Source organism: Desulfosarcina cetonica JCM 12296 (assembly GCF_001311845.1).
Lineage (GTDB): Bacteria > Desulfobacterota > Desulfobacteria > Desulfobacterales > Desulfosarcinaceae > Desulfosarcina > Desulfosarcina cetonica.
Window position 1 is genome coordinate 20,155 of the sequence record NZ_BBCC01000041.1, and the last position, 19,188, is coordinate 39,342.

The 19,188-nt window shown below is 56.4% G+C and carries 18 protein-coding genes and 1 pseudogene; 18 read left to right on the top strand and 1 reads right to left on the bottom strand.

Features of this window, described 5'->3' with window-relative positions; translation table 11 throughout:
* The first annotated feature begins 54 nt into the window (after positions 1–54).
* The 14 genes and pseudogenes from JCM12296_RS44255 to JCM12296_RS11775 all read left to right on the top strand — a co-directional run bounded on the left by JCM12296_RS44255 (position 55) and on the right by JCM12296_RS11775 (position 12,995).
* Positions 55–1,598 (top strand): annotated as a pseudogene (locus JCM12296_RS44255) (hydantoinase B/oxoprolinase family protein).
* A 168-nt stretch (positions 1,599–1,766) separates the two neighbouring features.
* Positions 1,767–2,747, top strand: a complete 981-nt coding sequence (locus JCM12296_RS11715; RefSeq protein WP_246804177.1) for an AAA family ATPase — start codon at positions 1,767–1,769, stop codon at positions 2,745–2,747.
* Positions 2,748–2,805: 58 nt separating this feature from the next.
* Positions 2,806–3,090: a GIY-YIG nuclease family protein gene (locus JCM12296_RS11720; RefSeq protein WP_054692969.1), complete on the top strand. Its 285-nt coding sequence runs from the start codon at positions 2,806–2,808 to the stop codon at positions 3,088–3,090.
* Between the two features lie 153 nt (positions 3,091–3,243).
* Positions 3,244–4,134: a DUF58 domain-containing protein gene (locus tag JCM12296_RS11725; protein WP_054692971.1), complete on the top strand. Its 891-nt coding sequence runs from the start codon at positions 3,244–3,246 to the stop codon at positions 4,132–4,134.
* A complete protein-coding gene (locus JCM12296_RS11730; protein ID WP_054692974.1) occupies positions 4,131–4,847 on the top strand; it encodes a DUF4381 family protein in 717 nt (238 codons plus the stop codon). The genes JCM12296_RS11725 and JCM12296_RS11730 overlap by 4 nt, the downstream gene beginning before the upstream one ends.
* A gap of 55 nt (positions 4,848–4,902) precedes the next feature.
* Entirely contained in the window at positions 4,903–5,847 is a 945-nt protein-coding gene (locus JCM12296_RS11735; RefSeq protein ID WP_246804179.1) for a vWA domain-containing protein, read from the top strand.
* Positions 5,844–7,679, top strand: coding sequence for a VWA domain-containing protein (locus JCM12296_RS39795; protein WP_172683870.1), 1,836 nt, complete (start codon positions 5,844–5,846; stop codon positions 7,677–7,679). Before JCM12296_RS11735 ends, JCM12296_RS39795 begins: the two co-directional genes overlap by 4 nt.
* 21 nt (positions 7,680–7,700) lie before the next feature.
* The gene (locus JCM12296_RS11745; protein WP_054692977.1) at positions 7,701–8,297 is read left to right on the top strand and encodes a BatD family protein; all 597 of its coding nucleotides are present in this window, start codon (positions 7,701–7,703) and stop codon (positions 8,295–8,297) included.
* Positions 8,294–8,965: a BatD family protein gene (locus JCM12296_RS11750; protein ID WP_054692980.1), complete on the top strand. Its 672-nt coding sequence runs from the start codon at positions 8,294–8,296 to the stop codon at positions 8,963–8,965. Before JCM12296_RS11745 ends, JCM12296_RS11750 begins: the two co-directional genes overlap by 4 nt.
* A 35-nt stretch (positions 8,966–9,000) precedes the next feature.
* The gene (locus tag JCM12296_RS11755; RefSeq protein ID WP_054692983.1) at positions 9,001–9,426 is read left to right on the top strand and encodes a hypothetical protein; all 426 of its coding nucleotides are present in this window, start codon (positions 9,001–9,003) and stop codon (positions 9,424–9,426) included.
* Positions 9,423–9,635 (top strand): hypothetical protein, encoded by a 213-nt coding sequence (locus JCM12296_RS11760; protein ID WP_054692985.1) that lies wholly within the window; start codon positions 9,423–9,425, stop codon positions 9,633–9,635. The genes JCM12296_RS11755 and JCM12296_RS11760 overlap by 4 nt, the downstream gene beginning before the upstream one ends.
* Complete coding sequence (locus JCM12296_RS38205) at positions 9,545–10,174, top strand: SH3 domain-containing protein (protein WP_157067553.1); 630 nt, start codon at positions 9,545–9,547, stop codon at positions 10,172–10,174. The genes JCM12296_RS11760 and JCM12296_RS38205 overlap by 91 nt, the downstream gene beginning before the upstream one ends.
* A gap of 231 nt (positions 10,175–10,405) precedes the next feature.
* Positions 10,406–11,737: an ATP-binding protein gene (locus tag JCM12296_RS11770; protein WP_054692990.1), complete on the top strand. Its 1,332-nt coding sequence runs from the start codon at positions 10,406–10,408 to the stop codon at positions 11,735–11,737.
* A 10-nt stretch (positions 11,738–11,747) separates the two neighbouring features.
* Positions 11,748–12,995, top strand: coding sequence for an AAA family ATPase (locus JCM12296_RS11775; RefSeq protein ID WP_054692993.1), 1,248 nt, complete (start codon positions 11,748–11,750; stop codon positions 12,993–12,995).
* On the opposite strand, the gene JCM12296_RS11780 is transcribed toward JCM12296_RS11775, so the two are convergent.
* Positions 12,978–14,657 carry a DUF6399 domain-containing protein gene (locus tag JCM12296_RS11780; protein WP_157067555.1) on the bottom strand — a complete coding sequence of 560 codons (1,680 nt, stop codon included), beginning with the start codon at positions 14,655–14,657 and terminating at the stop codon, positions 12,978–12,980. The genes JCM12296_RS11775 and JCM12296_RS11780 overlap by 18 nt on opposite strands.
* A gap of 344 nt (positions 14,658–15,001) precedes the next feature.
* On the opposite strand from JCM12296_RS11780, the gene JCM12296_RS11790 reads away from it, so the two are divergent.
* From JCM12296_RS11790 to JCM12296_RS11805, 4 genes are all read left to right on the top strand, one after another.
* On the top strand, positions 15,002–16,246 hold the full coding sequence (locus tag JCM12296_RS11790) for a hypothetical protein (protein WP_157067556.1): 1,245 nt from the start codon (positions 15,002–15,004) through the stop codon (positions 16,244–16,246).
* A 181-nt stretch (positions 16,247–16,427) separates the two neighbouring features.
* On the top strand, positions 16,428–17,615 hold the full coding sequence (locus JCM12296_RS11795; RefSeq protein ID WP_054693006.1) for a HEAT repeat domain-containing protein: 1,188 nt from the start codon (positions 16,428–16,430) through the stop codon (positions 17,613–17,615).
* A gap of 180 nt (positions 17,616–17,795) precedes the next feature.
* Positions 17,796–18,728, top strand: coding sequence for a metal ABC transporter solute-binding protein, Zn/Mn family (locus JCM12296_RS11800; RefSeq protein ID WP_246804181.1), 933 nt, complete (start codon positions 17,796–17,798; stop codon positions 18,726–18,728).
* On the top strand, positions 18,715–19,188 hold a 474-nt coding region (locus JCM12296_RS11805), incomplete at its 3' end, for an ATP-binding cassette domain-containing protein (protein ID WP_172683871.1). The genes JCM12296_RS11800 and JCM12296_RS11805, both read left to right, overlap by 14 nt.

Sequence of the window (19,188 nt, forward strand, 5' to 3'; positions counted from 1 at the left end):
GACCCGGTGCAGCTCTCCATCTTCGGCAACCTGTTCATGTCCATTGCCGAACAAATGGGCCGCATGCTGCAAAAGACCGCCATTTCCACCAACATCAAGGAGCGCCTGGACTTCTCCTGCGCGCTCTTCGGCCCGGACGGCGCCTGGTGGCCAACGCGCCGCACCTGCCCGTTCATCTGGGCTCCATGAGTGCCGCGGTCAAGGCCCAGATCCGATTACAGGAAAACAATCTCAAACCCGGCGACGTGCTGGTGTCCAACCATCCGGCGGCCGGCGGCAGTCATCTGCCCGACATCACCGTGATCACGCCGGTGTTCACGGACGGCCGGATCATCTTCTGGGTAGCCAGCCGGGGTCATCATGCCGATATCGGCGGCATATCGCCCGGTTCCATGCCCCCCAACTCCCGGCACATCGAGGAGGAAGGCGCCTGCATCACCACCTTCAAGCTGGTCGAAAACGGCATTTTCCAGGAAAAGGGCATCACCGATCGGTTGCTGGCCCCGGGCCGTCTCACGCCCCAGCCGGGCCGGCCGGCCATCTCGGGTACCCGCCTTTTGGCCGACACCATCTCCGATCTCAAGGCCCAGGTAGCGGCCAACCAGAAGGGCATCGAGCTGGTCCTGGAAATGGTCAACCACTATGGCCTGGACGTGGTGCAGGCCTACATGGGCCATGTCCAGGATGCCGCCGAGGCGGCGGTGCGCAGCCGCCTGCGAGACCTTTCCCTGGCCAAGGGGATGAAGTCGCGGGATACGGTGAAAGCCGTGGATTACCTGGACGACGGCAGCCCCATCGTGTTGTCGCTGACCATCGACCGCACCGACGGCAGCGCCGTGTTCGACTTCACCGGTACCGGCACCCAGATCTGGGGCAACTGCAATGCGCCGGCGGCGGTGACCCGCTCGGCGAGTCTCTACAGCCTGCGCTGCCTGATCGAAAAGGATCTGCCGCTCAACGACGGCTGCCTGATCCCCATCCGTATCCACATTCCCAAGGGCAGTCTGCTGGATCCCTCCACCGAAGCAGCCGTCGTGGGCGGCAACGTGCTCACCTCCCAGCGGGTGGTGGACGTGATCCTCAAGGCCTTCGGCGTGGTGGCCGCCTCCCAGGGATGCATGAACAATTTCACTTTCGGCAATGACCGTTTCGGCTATTACGAAACCATCGCCGGCGGCGCGGGTGCCAGTCCCACCTGGGACGGCCAGACCGGCGTGCACACCCACATGACCAACACCCGCATCACCGACCCGGAAATTCTCGAACGGCGCTACCCCATATTGCTGCGCGAGTTTTCCATCCGCCACGGCTCGGGCGGTGCCGGCCGCCATCGGGGCGGCGACGGGCTGGTACGCGAGGTCGAGTTCCTCGAGACCCTCAACATGGCGATCCTCTCCGAACGACGCGTCTTTGCGCCCTATGGCCTGGAAGGCGGCGAGCCGGGCCAACGCGGCAAGAATATTTTTATCTACAGGGACGGCCACCGGATCAGCCTGGGGGCCAAGAACGAAATCATCGCCCATCCCGGCGACCGGTTCCGTATCTTCACGCCGGGTGGGGGTGGGTTTGGGAAAAAAGCCAGCATTACCAAAAAATAATCTTTCCGATACAGTAACCGCCTATCTTTAAATATAAATGCAGCTACCCGGCAACACGTTTCGCCCATCTTGACAACCCAAGGCGCCTCGCCTATTTTGGCCTTGGTTTGAACGCCGGCCCCCGCCGGCGCCCTTTCATCCCGAAAGCCAACATAAAAGGAGAACCCCGTGCCGCTGGAAGAGTTGAAAGCGCAGATTGAAGAAAAGCATCTCGTGGTCAACCGCATCCGCGAGGAGATCGGCAAGGTGCTGGTGGGCCAGCGGGAGCTGATCGACGGCCTGTTGATGGGCATTTTCACCCGCGGCCACATTCTCATCGAAGGCGTTCCCGGCCTGGCCAAGACCAGCGCGGTCAAAGCCCTGGCCGATACGGTGCGCGCCGACTTCAAGCGCATCCAGTTCACTCCCGACCTTCTGCCCGCCGACCTGGTCGGCACCGAGGTCTACCGTCCCAAAACCGGCGACTTCACCATCAAAAAGGGCCCCTTGTTCAACAACATCATCCTGGCCGACGAGATCAACCGCGCGCCCTCCAAGGTGCAGTCGGCCTTGTTGGAGGCCATGCAGGAGCGCCAGGTGACCATCGGCGACACCACCTTTCCCTTGCCCGATCCCTTCCTCGTGTTGGCCACCCAGAACCCCATCGAACAGGAAGGCACCTATCCGCTGCCCGAAGCCCAGGTGGACCGCTTCATGCTCAAGCTGCTCATCGACTACCCGGACAAGACCGAAGAGAAAGAAATCATGAAACGGGTGGGGTTCGACGCTCCGGAAACGGTCCAGGCAGTGCTCGACCCGGCGGAAATCAGCGCCGTGGGCCAGTTGATCAACAGCGTTTACATGGATGAAAAACTAAGGGATTATATCGTCGACCTGGTTTTCGCCACCCGCCGGCCGGCCGATTACAGCATCGACGTGGCCCACTACATCCAATACGGGGCTTCGCCGCGGGCCACGATCTTCCTCAGCCTGGCCGCCCGGGCCTATGCCTTCCTGCAGGGTCGCGCCTACGTGACCCCCCAGGATGTCAAGACCATCGCCCCGGCCGTGCTGCGTCATCGCATCCTGTTGACCTACGAAGCCGAGGCCGAGGATATCGATACCGACCAGATCGTCGGCCGTATTTTTGATTCGGTGGAAGTACCTTAGGGGATGTCCCGGTTCGTCATTCCGGCGAATGCCGGAATCCAGGAGGTAACCGGCAACCATGCAACCGGCTGTTTACATTCTATCAAGCAAACGTAACGGAACACTCTATATTGGAGTAACGTCGAACCTCGTTAAACGGGTATGGGAACACAAAAACAATATCATTGCGGGTTTTACCAAGCGCTACAACGTTCACCAACTGGTTTGGTACGAAATACACACAACAATGGAAGCCGCCATTCAAAGAGAAAAGCAGCTTAAAAACTGGAAACGAAAATGGAAGCTGGATTTGATTGAAAAAGTTAATCCAGCTTGGCAAGATTTGTATGGCCAGATTGTTTGATGAATGCGTAAGGTGTTGCTACAACTTTATGTCGGACTTGGTCCGTTATCCTGAACCTCTCACTCAACATATCTGGATTCCGGCATGCGCCGGAATGACGTCTGTAGCAATCGTATTACTATTGTAGCTCTTGGCAAGACAAGAATCGAATTTATGCTATCCCCAGATATCATCCAAAAGATCAAGAAGGTCCATATCAAGACCGGCCGCATGGTCAACACGATCATGGCCGGCCAGTACCGGTCGATCTTCCGTGGGGCAGGCATCGAGTTCGAAGAGGTGCGCGAATACACGCCCGGCGATGACGTCAAAAGTATCGACTGGAAGGTGTCGGCACGCATGGGCAGACCCTTCATCAAGCGTTATCGCGAAGAGCGCGAGCAGGTGGTCATGCTCCTCGTGGACATGAGCGCCTCGGGGGGATTCGGCACCACGGCCAGCATCAAGCGCGAAACCGCCGCCGAGGTGGCCGCCATCCTGGCCTTCAACGCCATCCGCAACAACGACAAGGCCGGCGCGATTCTCTTCACCGATCAGGTGGAACGCTACATCCCCCCCAAAAAAGGATCGGCGCACGTCTGGCGTTTGATTCGCGAGATCTTCACCTTCGTGCCGCAACATACGGGTACCGACATCACCGCCGCAGTGGATTTCCTGGCGCGGGTCTGCCGCAAGCGCAGCGTGGCCTTCCTGGTTTCCGATTTTCTCACCGAGGATTTCGATCGCGAAGCCACCCTGCGCATCCGCACGGCGGCCCGCAAGCACGAACTGATCAGCATGTTGGTGACCGACCCCGGCGAATTCCGCCTGCCCGAGGGCGGCATCATCGCCCTAAGGGACCTGGAAACCGGTGCCCTGCGCTTTCTGGATGCCGCCGATCGCACCACTCGCGAGCGATTCACGGCCAGCCGCAAGGCGGTTCATGATCGGATCATGGAGACCCACAAGGCCATGGACATCGACTGCGTCGAGATGCCCACCGACGGCGATGCCGCCGATGCTTTGGTGCGCTATTTCCGCTATCGCGAAAGGCGCCGCCGATGAGACGCGGACCCATCATCGGCTTCGGCCTGGTCATCGCAATGCTGTGCCTCTGGCTGGGCCTGCCCGTCGCCATTGCCCAGCAGGCGGCCCCGGCGTCTCCATCCGTGCCCCCAGGACAGGCCGCCCCAGCCACACCGGCGCCCATGACCGACATTCACGATATCCGTCCGCCAATACCGGTGGGCTTCGATGCGCCCTGGCTGATTCTCGCGCTGGTGGCCCTGGCGGCAATCCTGGTGGCGGCAGGTCTTTTCTGGTGGTGGAAAAGACATCGCCGGCGCCGCACCATCGAGACCATCGTGCCCGAACTGCCGCCGGAAATGATCGCCAACCAGGCCCTGGATGCCATCGGCGATGTGCGTTGCATCGATGGCAAACTCTTTTACTTTCGCCTATCGGCCATCCTGCGCCAGTACGTTTTCGGCCGCTTCGGCGTCGGCGCGCCCGAAATGACCACCGAGGAATTTATGCCCTGCATCGACCGGCTCGCCGTCGACCGCGAACTGGCCCGTCAGTTCAAACAGCTCTGCCGGGCCATGGATCCGGTCAAATTCGGTGGCGTCACCACCATGGAACGGCAGATGGAAGGCGACCTCATGTTTGCCCGCACCTTCGTGCGCCAGACCACGCCGCCGGACCCGGCAGCACCGGCCGAGGAACCGGCGGCACCGTCACCGCCCCCCCTCCCCCTGCTGCCCCAAGGGAAGGAGTGATCCATGCTGCGCTTCGCCTCTCCCTGGTTTTCTGCTTCTCCTGCTCGTGCCGATCGTGGCCCTCTATCGCCGCCGGCGGCATCGCCCGCCAACCCTGGCCAGCAGTGCGCTCTTCCCGGCGGCAGGCATCCCCGCCTCACGGGCCATGCAATTGCGGCCCCTGGTGCCGGCGATCCAATATGCGGTGCTGGTGCTCATGGTGGTGGCGTTGGCCCGCCCCCAGTGGGGAACCGAGCGCACCGAAGTTCTCACCGAGGGCGTCAACATCATCCTCGCCCTGGATCTATCCGAGAGCATGTCGGCCCTTGATTTCAAGAAACAGGGCCACGTGGTCAACCGCCTGGAAGCCGTTAAGGGCGTGGTGCAGGACTTCGTCGCCGGACGCAACGGCGACCGCATCGGCATGGTGGTCTTCGGCACCCACGCCTACACCCAATTGCCCCTGACCCGGGACTACAACACCCTGGTGAACATCCTGGACCGGCTTAAAATCGGCGCGGCCGGCAAGCGCACGGCTATCGGCGACGCCATCGGCATCTCCCTCAAGCGCCTGGCCGACATCAAGAGCAAATCCAACATCATCATTCTGCTCACCGACGGTCAGAGCAATGCCGGTGAACTCTCACCGGAGACCGCCGCGGAGATCGCCAAAGAAATGGGCGTCAAGATCTACACCATCGGCGTCGGCACCCGGGGCAAGGCGCCCTTTCTGGTCAAGGATCCGCTTTTTGGTGAACGCTACGTCTACCAGCGGGTCGATATCGACGAGGATACGCTCAAGGCCATCGCCGACGAAACCGGCGGACGCTATTTCCGGGCCGAGGACCTGGCGGGGCTCAAGTCGATTTACGACACCATCGACAAACTGGAGAAAACCGAGGTCAAGGTGGATATCTTCGCCGACTACAGTGAAATCTATCCCTGGCTGCTCGTACCGGCGATCGTCCTCCTGATGCTTTACGTCGTTCTACGCAACACCCGCTATCTGGTGGTGCCATGAGTTTTTTTCGCATCCATATGCTCTTCTTCATCTGGGCGGTGCCGCTACTGCTGTTGATCGTCCTCTATGGCCTGCGGCGGCGCCAGGGCATCTTGCACCGTTTTGCTTCCGACCACGGCCTGGCGGCCATCGCGCCGAGCCAACCCGCCGGCCGGCGCTGGATCAAGGCCACCCTTTTGGCCGGGGCCGTCCTTTTTACCGCCCTCGCCCTGGCCGGGCCCAAATACGGCTACCGCTGGCAGGAAATCCATCAACGCGGGGTGGATCTGATCATCGCCCTGGATTGCTCCCGCTCCATGACCGCCACCGACATTCGCCCTTCCCGGTTGGAGCGCGCCAAACGCGAGGTCTTCGATCTGCTGTCCATGCTCCAGGGAGATCGCGTGGGACTGGTGGCCTTTGCCGGCACGGCCTTTTTGCAATGCCCGCTGACCCTGGATTATGACGCTTTCAACCTTTTTCTGGGTGCCCTGTCTCCCGACTACCTGCCCGTGGGCGGCACCGATATCACCGGCGCTATGGAGACGGCCGCAAGCAGCTTCGATCCCAAAAGCGCCGCGGACAAAGCCGTGATCCTGATTACCGACGGAGAGAATACCGGCAACGGGGATCCTCTGAAAGCGGCCGAAGCGCTCAAGGAGAAGTCGATCAAACTCTTCTGCATCGGCGTGGGCGGCAATGACGGCGTGCCCATCCCCGAGGCGGCCGGCGGGTTCAAGAAGGACGGCCGCGGCCAGATCGTGCTCTCCCGGCTGGACGAAAACACCCTCAAGAAAATGGCCGTGCTCACCGGCGGCACCTACGTGCGCTCCGTGGCCGGGGACATGGACCTGGACGCCATCTACAACGATGAAATCCGCCACACCATGGAAGCCGAGACGGTTACCTCGGGCCGCAAGCAGGTCTGGGAAGACCGCTACCAGTGGCCCCTGGCCCTGGCCATCATCTGCCTGGTGGCCGAACTGCTGCTGCCGGTCACCCGCAAATCGGTGGTTGCCGGTCTCCTGGCGATGCTGATCGTTCTGCCCGCCGCCCCTGCCCGGGCCAACGACACGGCCGAGGGCATCAAGGCCTATGAGAAGGGGGATTTTGAGCAGGCCCTCAAGCACTTCACCGACGCCCAGCTAAATGCACCGGAAAAGCCCGAATCCCTTTACAACGTGGCCAATGCCTTTTATAAAACCGGCAATTTCGATGCGGCCGCGGAGCATTACGCAAAAATTCTCACCACCGACGATAAAGCGCTGAAGGAGAAAGCCCTGTACAACTTGGGCAACACCGAGTTCCGGCGCGGCAATATCCCAAAAGCCATCGAAAACTACCAGTCCGCCCTCTCCATGGCACCCGACGACCAGCTGGCCAAGGAGAATCTCGAATTCGCCCAAAAAGCCCTGAAACAAAAAAAGCAGCAGCAACAGCAAAAACAACCGCCGCAAAATGGCGATCAGAAAAAACAGGACCAGAAGGATTCGGACAACCCGGAGCAGGGTCAGAAAGACGGCACCGCACCCGAACCACCGAAGGATGACGGATCTTCGAACCGCCAACAACCGCAGGATTCGTCGGCGGACAACCCACAACCGAGAGAAAAACCGCAGCCGCCGCCGGAAGCGGGCGATCAGCAAAAACCTCAACCGGATTCTTCCGCCGGCGGATCCGAGCAGCCCCCGCCCGCGGAAAAGCAGGCGGCCCAAAATGCCCAGGCCGGCCAGCCGGAAGAGGCACCCAAGGATCCCGGCCAGGCGGAGCGCATGCTCAACCGTCTCGAGGATCAGCCGGGCCGGGCGCTCATGCCCGCCGGGGGGCCGCAACAGGTGGAGAAGGATTGGTAACCGAAAGTATTTGGGAGATGAATGTTTAGAACCCTTACCCTTGCCATGATGATCTTGTTCGTAACGGCCATGGCGGCCCAGGCGGCCACCGTGCGCGCGGTGGTGGACCGCAATCAAGTGACCGTGGGCGAATCCATCAGCCTGCAGGTCACCATCGAGGGCGGTGACGGCGACGTGGATCTATCGGGCATCACCGACTTCAAGACCGTCTCCCAGGGCTCAACCAGCAGCTTCCAGATGGTCAACGGTCACACCTCACGCCAAATGATCTACACCTACGTCCTGGTTCCCCTTACCGCCGGTCATCTGACCATTCCGGCCATCCCCATCACCATCGACGGCAAGGTTCATTACACGACGCCCATCGGCATCACGGTCTCCCAGGAGCCACCGGCCGACAGCGGCCAGCGGGATGTTTACGTGAGCGCCGAGGTGTCCCAAAGCGATCCCTGGGTGGGGCAGCAAATCGTCTACACATTTCACCTTTTCAATGCGGTCCAGATCGCCGATGCCAAATTCCAGGCGCCCGAATTCGAAGCTTCCACGCCGAGGAACTCCAGGATCGCCAATCCCAGCGCACGATTATCAACGGCCGTGAATTCATCGTCACCGACGTGACCTACATTCTCGTACCGGTCAAATCCGGGACCCTGACCATCGAACCGGCCGTGCTGCAGGTTGGCCTTTTGCGGCGCAGCCGCCGGCCATCACCGTTTGCCGGCATGGATGCCTTTTTCGGGCGGGGTGAAATGACCACCCGCATGCTGCAGAGCGATCCCCTCACGGTAACGGTACGCGACCTGCCGGCCCGGCCGTCGGGCGTGAAGTTCTCCGGACTGGTGGGCCGCTTCGATATCCAGGCCAAACTGGATAAAAGCGACCTGCCGGTAGGCGATTCGGCCACCCTGACCGTTGCCATCAGCGGCACGGGGAATATCATGGATGCGGCGCCACCGGCGATTCCCGTACCCGCCGATTTCAAATCCTATGCCGACAACCCAGAGGAGTCGATCCAAAAAGGTGCCAACGGATACAGTGGCAGCAAAACCTTCCGCACGGCCCTGGTGCCGGTACAAGCGGGAAAATTCCGCATCAAGCCCATCACCCTGAGCTATTTCGACGTGGCCGCCGGCACCTACCGCATCGTGGCCACACCGGCGCTGGACATTCGCGTTACCCCCTCGGCCGCCGGCGCCAACGACATCGACGTGGTTCGCGCGGCGCCGGGTCAGCCCCCGTCGCTAAAAAACGGGTCGAGTTCACCGGCCGGGATATCCTGCCGCTGAAAACGGGCCTGGAGGTCCTGCAGTCCCGACGATCCATGGCGCCTTGGGTCTTCACGCTGCTCCTGGTCCTGCCGATCCTGGGCTTTCTCATCACCCGCACGGCCCTTGGCCGCCTGAGAAAGGTTGAATCCCCGGAACAGATCATGGCCGAGCGGGCCCGCCAGGCCCTGAAATCCGCCACCGCCGTTGATGCGAGCGATACCGAATTTCTCTCGGCGCTCTATCGCGCCCTGGTGTCGGCCATCCTCGGCCGCCAGGGCAGCATGGGCACATCGCTCACCTGGTCGGAAGCCCGCACGCGGCTGATCGCCATCGGCTGGGATGCGGTTGACGCTGACGCGGCCGCCCGGCTGCTGGAAACGGTGGAGTCGTTCAACTACTCCGGCGGCAGCCTGGACCGTGACAAGCGCAGCGATCTTCTGGAGCGGACACGCCAGGTGGTACGGAGGCTGGCACGATGAAACGACCGATCCTCACCACAATGGGGCTTCTGCTGATACTTCTGCTGACAGCCAGCGCCGGCGCCAATGAAGCGGCCCAGACCTTCATGGCCGGGACCACGGCCTATCAGAAGGGCGATTGGCCGGCGGCCATCACGGCCTTCAAGCAGTTGACCGACAAGGGTATCGACAACGGGCTTTTATTCTACGACCTGGGCAACGCTACCTGAAAAACGACGATCTGGGCCACGCCCGGCTCTGGTATGAGCGTGCCTTAAAGCGAATCCCAGACAACCCGGACCTGCATTTCAACTACACCTACGCCCTGACCCTGACCAAGGACGAACCCGGGGAAAAGGATTCGCCGCTCTTGCGGATTCTCTTTTTCTGGAAATACCAGCTCAGCCCGGCCACGATCCGCTGGATCGCCCTGGTTCTCAACGCCGTGCTTTGGATATCCCTTGCCGTGCTGGCCATCCGCAAAAAACAGATCCTGCGTCCCAGCATCCTCCTGATCGCCGCCGGAACCGTGATCTTCTCCGCCACTGCCGCATTCAATTACATTGAAGCCACCCGTATCAAAAATGCCATCATCCTGCCTGCCGAAGTCGCCGTGCGCTCCGGTTTCGGCGACACGGCCACCCAGCTCTTCGTCCTGCACGCCGGCACCCGCGTGCGCGTGGAACGCGAAACCGACACCCACCTGCTCATCCGCTACACGGATGACAAAATCGGGTGGGTGAAAAGGGCGGATGCGGGAGTGATCTGATATTGCGGATTCCCCGTAGTGGGCGAAAAATCTTTCGCCCACACACCCTCTACAGGTAAGTTTACGCCCCTCCGCCAGCCACTATTATGAACCGATTTTACCTTGCACAAGCCGGCGGCATATTGTATTTTTTCAATAAGTTTGGAGAGTCTCATAATTTTCAGTTAAAACCACAGCGATCAATGGATAGGCATTGCCATTCATGGGGTAAAGGTGTCATGGGGAACTGAAATGGACAAGCAAACGCTCCAGGAGAGTGAGACCGCCGAACTGAAAAAAAGCTTGGCCGAACTCAAGCAAGGCCTGATCTCGATGGTCGCCATCCTGAACAAACACAAGGCCGGAACCTTGTGGTTCGGCGTGCGCAATGACGGGGCGGTTGTCGGTTTATCCATTAACGAGAAAACCCTTCGCGACCTATCTCAAGCTATTGCCGCCCATATCGAACCCAAAATCTTTCCAGAGATTTCTGAAATCACCATCGATGACAAAACCTGTATTAAAATAGCCTTCGCCGGTGATGACGTGCCCTATTTTGCCTATGGGCGCGCCTATATGCGGGTCGCCGATGAAGACCGCCAGTTGAGCGTCAAGCAACTAAAAAATCTCATTGCCGCCCAAAGCCGGGAATCCCTGCGTTGGGACAATCAGCCCGGCAAGTTTACCCTCACCGATCTGGACCTGGAAAAAATAAAACGGTTCGTGGATCTTGCCAAACTCGTCTGGGATACCCCGCAAAATGCGCTGGCCAAACTGGGATTGACCCAAAATGGCCAGTTGCTCAATCCGGCCCGGCTCTTTTTCGGTAATCAGCCGCTCCAACTTCGATGTGCGGTCTTTTTGAGCACCGAAAGTTCCACCATTGTCGATCGCCACGATTTCAATGGCGACATTCTCGAACTGATCGAAGAGGCCCAGAAGTATATCCTCAAAAATATCCATATCGGCATGCGGGTCGAGGGATTACGCCGCATGGACGTGCCGGAAATCGCGGTCGAAGCCCTGCGCGAGGCGGTTATCAACGCCTTTTGTCACCGTGACTACTACGATCCGGACTACGTTCAGGTCGCGATTTTCAAGGACCGGGTAGAAATCCGCAACCCCGGCACCCTATTCGGGAATTTAACGATCGCGGATCTGCGCAAGGGCAATGTCTCCCAGCGTCGCAACCCCTTGATCGCCGATCTGTTCCGACGGATTGAAATGGTTGAAGCCTGGGGCCGTGGCATGCCGTTGATTCTGAAATATGCGCCGGACGTGGACTTCCGTGAGATCGGCAATCTGTTTATTGTTTCGTTTCCCCGGCCTTCCTTTTTTGAGCTGGAGAGTGAAGGGGGAACCGCTACCCAAGAAACTACCCAAGAAACTACCCAAGAAAAAATCATTGCCGCCCTAAAAACCGAGCCAACCCTGACCCGCAAGTTACTGGCCCAACAAATGGGGATTTCAGAAGATGGGGTAAAGTATCATCTAAATAAGCTGCGGGCTGCGGGAAGAATTCGACATGTGGGGCCAAATAGGGGAGGACGGTGGGAGGTGGCGAAAGCAGGAACAGAAAAATAGGAGCCCGCTGATGGCTTATGAGCCTGGTGGAATGTCGGAAAAGTTAGGCAACCGGTATGAAGGCAGATGGGTTGCCAAACAGCTTTTAAGGCTATTAAACGAGGAGATTCGATCCGTAACCGTTGAGCTTATCGGACCTGAAGAGGAGGGTGTTGACCTCCTGGTGGTGAAGAAAAACAATGTGCGCCAGTTGCAACAATGCAAAGCACGAATGGCAAACCAGAATTCATGGTCGGTCAGGGCACTGGCGACCAGAGGCATCCTTGGCCATCTACAAAACCATCTCGACCGTGACCCACAAGTGGAGTTTGTGCTTGTTTCCAGTATTCCGGCGCAACCGTTGGGCGATATTTGTGACAGCACCCGAAATTCCAATGAAAACCCCCTGGATTTTTACCGATATCAAATCAGCAACATAGGCGAAGCACGACAAAAAACGTTCAGTGAATTTTGCGCCGCTCTGGGACTCAAGCCAGGCCAACCGGAAGACCTTGCAATAGCGTTCGATTGTCTAAAACGCACATCCATCGAGCTGTTCCCAGATGATGACAACTCTTGGACAGATCTCCTCACCTGGGCGGGCTTTTTGCTGACGGGTGAGCCGGAAACGGCTATCGATGTGCTGCTCACATACGCCGAGAACCATCATCAGTACCGCAAGCCCATTTACGTCGATGGATTGCGAGCCTATCTTGCCGAACGTCACCACATCAACGCAAGAAATCTTAGCCACGACCACCGAATCGCTCCGGCCGTTGAAGAACTGAAAATACAATTTTTTGATTCCATCATACCCGGTTTGATCCATGGAGAGGTCATCCCGCGGCAGGAAACCCATCGGATCATCGAATCTCTCGGATCCGGTCAAGATGTGATTTTGCATGGACCTGCCGGATATGGAAAGAGCGGTATTCTTTATGAATTAAGCGAATATCTTCAACGGGAAAAAATCCCCTTTCTTGCTGTTCGTCTTGACCGACGAATTCCAGAAAATACCGCCAGGCAATTTGGGATCTCCATGGGGCTACCTGACTCGCCGGTGTCTTCGCTTGCCGGCCTGGCTGCCAGGAGGAACGCAGTCCTTATACTCGACCAGCTCGATGCCATTCGGTGGACAACGGCCCATTCCAGCGCAGCAATGGACGTATGCAAAGAGTTGGTTCGGCAGACAAAATCACTGAGAACGGAAGGTACAAAGATTCTCATTGTGGGGCTTGGTTCTAACTTCGCCCAGAACCCGTTAAGCGGCCAATTTTAGCCGGGTTCTTGGCCGCGCCGGATAATCCACATTATCCAAGAGATATTCAAAGAGATCGTTCGGTTTAGCCTCGAAAAATCGTTCAGCCGCCGTGGTGCCATCTCGCCTTTTGATGTAATAATTGTGCATGACGGTAGATGCTTTTAAATGTCGATCACTCAGACGATGAATCCCTTGATGGCGGAGTGCTAATTGCGCATTTCGCCCTTCAACGCAGGAACTTGATCTTTGAAAAAGTTGAGCACATCGTCTGGCGGTTTTCTCCAGTTCCTCTATTTTACAATCTGAAACAACGTCGCTGTATCCGTCGAGGACGTTAACCATCGACAATAGCGCATGAGCCTTCTGGAGGATTTCCGCTTTTCGGTCAACATCTCTTTGTTTCCTTGCCGCCTGTTTCAAATAATAGCCTGGAATCAAATAATTACGCATCAGGTGGCTGTCCCGATCCGATAGCTGCATATTATCAAGATAAACATCGATCATCTGAAAAAAGAAAGTGATGGTTGCCACCATGCTGTTTACAACGCGTTGAGCCTTATTGACGCGTTTCTTGCACCGATCCGAAAGATCGGCTGTCGCCGTGTGAATCCGATCAAAACAGTCGCCCAAAAGGTTACGGACGATTTCTGAATCCTGCCTCCGACCGGTTTCGATGTTATAGGGATGGTAAACGTTTCCTATCTCAGCCTTTGCACTGCGGACGGTTTCGTGGTTCAATCGCGCCTGATCCAAACATTCCTTGGCCTGTTGCGCTTGTGTTTGAGCCCGTTCAATTCTTTTTTCAAACTGGGGTCTTCGGCCCCGAGGCCGGTTGTCGGCAGTGTCGAATCTCTTTTTCTCCTGCTCTATGGGTTGGATCTGCTTGACCGCTTTTTCGTATTCCTTTTCCGCCTTCTTCACCTTTGACATCAAGGCGCCGCAAGTACCTTTTCCAATCTCGTGGATGACATGAAAACAGTCTGGCGAATGATGAACCTTCAGACATGTAAGGGCGTGACTGATCAGGCTGCGGCCCTCATCACTGGCAATCTGAATAACCTCAACCGGAAATTTATCAAGCGCTTCGCTGACGGCCTCATCCCAGGTTTTGGCCTCGCGATTCGTGGCATATCTTTCGACAAGGATAAAATTGGATACCGGTTCAATGGCGACAAGACAAATTTCCGGATGAAAAGTCTCGTCCTCACAAAGCGTGATTATTTTTCTCGGCATTTGCCGAGCGAGCCTTTGCCCCTCGTCTCTCCCGAATTGGATTATTTTTTCATCCAATTGCGCAGACACCCGACGCTGAGCCGAATAAGATGACGCAACAAATGGAGAAAGGCCTGATCTATCCAGAAAATCGCTGACATTGTGGATGCTGGCAGTTCCAGCTTTTGTAAACGATACATGCGCCGATGTCACCAGTCTGTGCAAGAAAGCAATACCGACAGGGTGTTCAAAGAATTCGATTAAAACGGGGTGAGCATCGATACTATTTTTTCTGGCAAGCCAGTGCCGCAGGGTTTCTCGAGCAATGCCTGCCTTTTTTGCAAAATCACGCTGGCTAACGTTTTGTTCCCTCGATTCAAAATCGGAAACCAACTTCACCGTATCGGCGCGTTTCCATATCTGTTTTCCGCTTGCTGTATCCGATGATTCAATGTAAATTGTCTTCAAGGCTCGATCTGGTATTTGTTGTTGAAAATAAGTAAGTTGGCACTTTCCTATTTTCTCGTATCAGATCGAGCTCAATATGTCCCGCACTATCTCAATTTGAGCTTTTTTATCGTCCCTTCGTGTTTATGGGCGAAGTTAGGGCCAAGCCCTCATTGTGTTTGCCTGCCGAACATTCGATCTGGACCACTTGATCGCCGAACGGATACTGACTCAGCTCTACACCGGAACAGGGTCTGTGATTTCATGGCTGGGACCTAAAGAGAATCAGTCGCTTTTTCGACGTGAGCAGCTACGGCAACTGCTTGAAATGCTGTCCGAGGAAACGCCGTCGGACTTTTCTGAGCATGCCCGCGCTTCTGGAATCCGGGGAAGTTCGTTTCCACTTGCAACATCTGGTCTTGGAAGTGATCGGTCAGTTGAAGGATATAGATGCAAGTATCGGCCGATATTGCCATGAACTGATAGCGGATAGCTACTGGCAAGAGTATATAGTGGAGACGGTTATTTGGGGGCATGCGTCCTGGGTCTTATACATGCTCGAGCAGGGGATTATTGCGAACTGGCTGTCCGGTATGGAAGAACAGAAAACCAACCGGGCATTGTGGCTGCTTCGATCCGTGGCGGAGTCTATTCCGGACCAAGTCACAGATGTATTGCAACCCTATCTGAATGAAGGCGGTAAATGGCCGCAACGAATTCTGAATACCATCTGCTGGAAAGCGGTTGATGATTCCGAACAAATGTTCGAGATACGTCTTCAACTGGCCCGAATGGGACAGGTAAGTGATTTCATTGCCTGGAAACCTTATTGTGAAAAATATCCGCTGCGCGCCATTCGTTTGATTGAGGCGGTCATATCAACTTGGCGTATCGATGATGAACAAAACGCTTCCGGCCAAAAAGACCGGTTGGAAAAATGGTATGATGAGGATATCCAGGCCCTGTACAGTGCGGTAGAACAATTTCCTGGCCAGACATGGGATATGCTGGTCGACCATATTGAAAGATTGACCGGCATCAGCAATGAACTTTTCGATCCCCGGTTAGAACGATGGAATGATCCCCTTTTGGATGAAAAGAGTGAGGATATTGCCAGGGGCGTGGTGAAACTCGTCATTTCGGCGGGCCAGGCAATGGCTGCCAATCAACCCGATGATTTGATAAAGCGGGTTGGCTTACTGGAGAATAGCATTTCTCCGATTATCCAGAAAATCATTATCTCGGCATATGCCCATCTGCCAGCCACGCATGCAGATGTCGGCATCACTTGGCTTCTTGGAAATCCTCTGCGATTTCGATTAGGATCGGGCTATCGTGAGCCTGGGTGGATGCCAGCGGTACGCCTTATCAAAGCGTTGTCACCCTATTGCTCTGAAGAGGTGTTCGACACGTTGGAAGAAACCATTATCCACTATCATGCCTCTGATGAATTGGTACGCTCTTCAGTGGATGATCTGTTGGATCAAAACTGGATCCAAATCTTAAAAAAATCAGCGATCGTGCCTGGCTACGGATCGTCGGAAGCGATAACGTTCCTATGGACAGTGCGATGGGGAAAGGTGTTCAGGTTGGTCCCCATCGAATCTTAAAAACGTCCATTCGTCATTTTTCAGAAGGCCTTTCTAAAATCGCGAAAACCGATCCTGAACGGTTTGGCCAACTTGCCTTACGATTTCCAGAAACCGTGAACCATAGTTATATTTCCGCAATCATTGATAGCTTTCGCTTAACTCAACCCGATAAAAGCCCCCCTGAAGAAAAACAAAAATCATGCGGCCCGCCCGGATAGAGACCATCGAAGCGGTCTTGGCGAAGTTCCAATCAGGGGATGACCGCGATATCGCCATGGCCTTTTGTCAACTGATCAGAGGAAAACCCGATCAAGCCTGGTGTGAACAAAGCATCACCAGGTTGGTGCGATATGCCAAAAGCCATCCGGATCTACCTGAAGGAAAATTAAACCTTCATTGCGATAAACACTGCGATGAGGCTTCGGTTCAAATCCTCTTTCAAAATACCATCAATTGCGTACGGGGCGTGGCGGCCGAGGCCATTGGAAGCTTGCTTTGGGAAAATAATGGTCTCCTGAAACAAGTCAGGCCCGGCATTGAAGCCCTCGTACAAGATCCGCATCCGGCCGTGCGCATGGCAGCCATCGAGGCCATCGAACCCGTACTGAATTTTGACCGGGACCTCGCTGTTCAATGGTTTTGTAAAGCATGCGAAAACGATTTGAGAGTGCCGGCGTCACCAAGGGCAACGCGCTTTTTCAATTATGTGATACCGAGTCATATCGAACAGGTCGCGCCCATTATCCGGCAGATGGTGGTTTCTCCTTTGGAAGAAGTCGCCTTGGAGGGAGCATGCGAAGTAACGGCCCGCTGGCTGTTTCATGGCTTCTTTGAAAATGAACTCAACATGTGCCGAAAAGGAAACGTTTTTCAACGCAAGGGCGTTGCCACTGTGGCCGCCCAATTGTTGCATGAAAACAAATACGCATCTAAATGCAGAGAGCTCTTATGCAATTATGTCAATGATGATAGTAAGGACGTCCGAGATGCATTGCAGAGCATATTCAGGAAGGATGGACTGAATAAAAATGACCCTGACCATCAGGCTTTTCTTCAGGCATACATAAAATCAAAAGCCTTTGCCGACAGTCCGGACAATTTCGTCCGCCTATTTGCGGATTATCCCGGAAAGTTGATCCCCCTCGCGGAATCGATTTTCAGCGTCTGCTACGAGTTCGCGACAACGCTAAAAGAAAAATTACGTGATCTCGGTGTAAAATACCCGTATGCCGCCAAAGAGATGTTGCCGATCCTGTTGCGCCTTTACGAACAGGCGCTGGGTGAAAAAAACAGACCAATTGCAGACCGCTGTTTGGATATATGGGATATTCTCTTTGAAAACCGGGTTGGCCGAGCGATAGAATTGACCAGATCGATAGACACTTGAAAATAGAAACCAAATCTGCCTTTCCCGCTATCATCGCAGGCAACGCAATGATAGCGGGTTATTCCGGCCCTGAAGACAATCATTTTAACCTCCCCCTTGCCAACCGCCCTCCCATGCAATAAAGTTGCATGACCGAATGAAACACCATTCGAACCCACATCATCGCAGAGGAGGTTGATCATGAGGATTTTAAAAATTTATTTATTATCCGTTTTGATAATGGGTTATGGCTTGGCCGGGATTGCCCGGGCCGCCGATCGGCTCCCGGTCTTCGTCAGTATCGCGCCCCAGGCCGAGTTCGTGCAACAAATTGGCAAGGATCGGGTGAACGTTCAGGTCCTGGTGGAGCCCGGCGCCGATCCACACACCTATGAACCCAAACCCCAGCAGATGGTGGCACTTACCAAAACGGCGATCTATTTCACCATCGGCATCGAATTCGAGAAGGCCAAGCTGGAAAAGATCCTGGCCATCAATCCGCATTTAACGGTGGTGCATACCGACCACGGGATCCTCAAACTGCCTATGGACGCCCATGGCCACGGTGATACGGCCGATGGCGAACACGAGCACGCACCGCATCCGGCAGCCGATGCCGACGCCATGCATGATGGCCATGACCATGGCAGCCTGGACCCGCACATCTGGCTCTCCCCGCCCCTGGTGATGTTTCAGGCCCGCACGATCGTGATGGCCCTGGAAAAGGCCGACCCGGCCCACCGCGCGGAATACGAGGCCAACTACCGGGCCTTCATCATGCAGCTGGTCGACCTGGACGCCGAACTGCGCGCCACCTTCGACGGGCTCCAGGGATCGTCGTTCATGGTCTTTCACCCCTCCTGGGGCACCTTCGCCCACACCTATGGTCTGAAGCAGGTGTCCATCGAGGTTGAAGGCAAAAGCCCCAAACCGGCACAGCTCATGCATTTGATTAATCATGCCCGCGAAGAGGGCATCAAGGTTGTTTTCGTGCAGCCCCAGTTCTCCTCCAAGAGCGCCCAGGAGATCTCCAAGGCCATCAATGGCCGCGTGGTGGTGGTCGATCCGCTGGCCAGGGACTGGGCAACCCAATTGCGACACACGGCAAAGGAAATCAAGCATGCTTTCGAATGATTCCGGGAACACCGCCCCCATCATCCGGATTGAAGACCTGGACTTCGCCTATAATGGCCAAGCGGTCCTGGAAAAGGTCAATCTTGAGGTTTACGAGGGCGACTTCATCGCCATGATCGGTCCCAACGGCGGTGGCAAGACGACCCTGCTCAAGCTGATGCTGGGTCTGCTCAAACCCATCCAGGGCAACGTCCGGGTCCTGGGCCAGACGCCCCGTCAGGTCTCCCACCAGATCGGCTATGTGCCCCAGGATGTGAACATCAACCGCCGCTTTCCCATCACGGCGCTGGATGTGGTGCTGATGGGCAAACTGGCACCCGGTCGACGCTGGTCAAAAAACCGTCAGCAGGATCGCATCGACGCCTGGAGGCCCTGGATCGCATCGACATGGCCGAATACGCCCAGCGCCGCATCGGCGAGCTGTCCGGCGGCCAGCGCCAGCGGGTCTTCATCGCCCGGG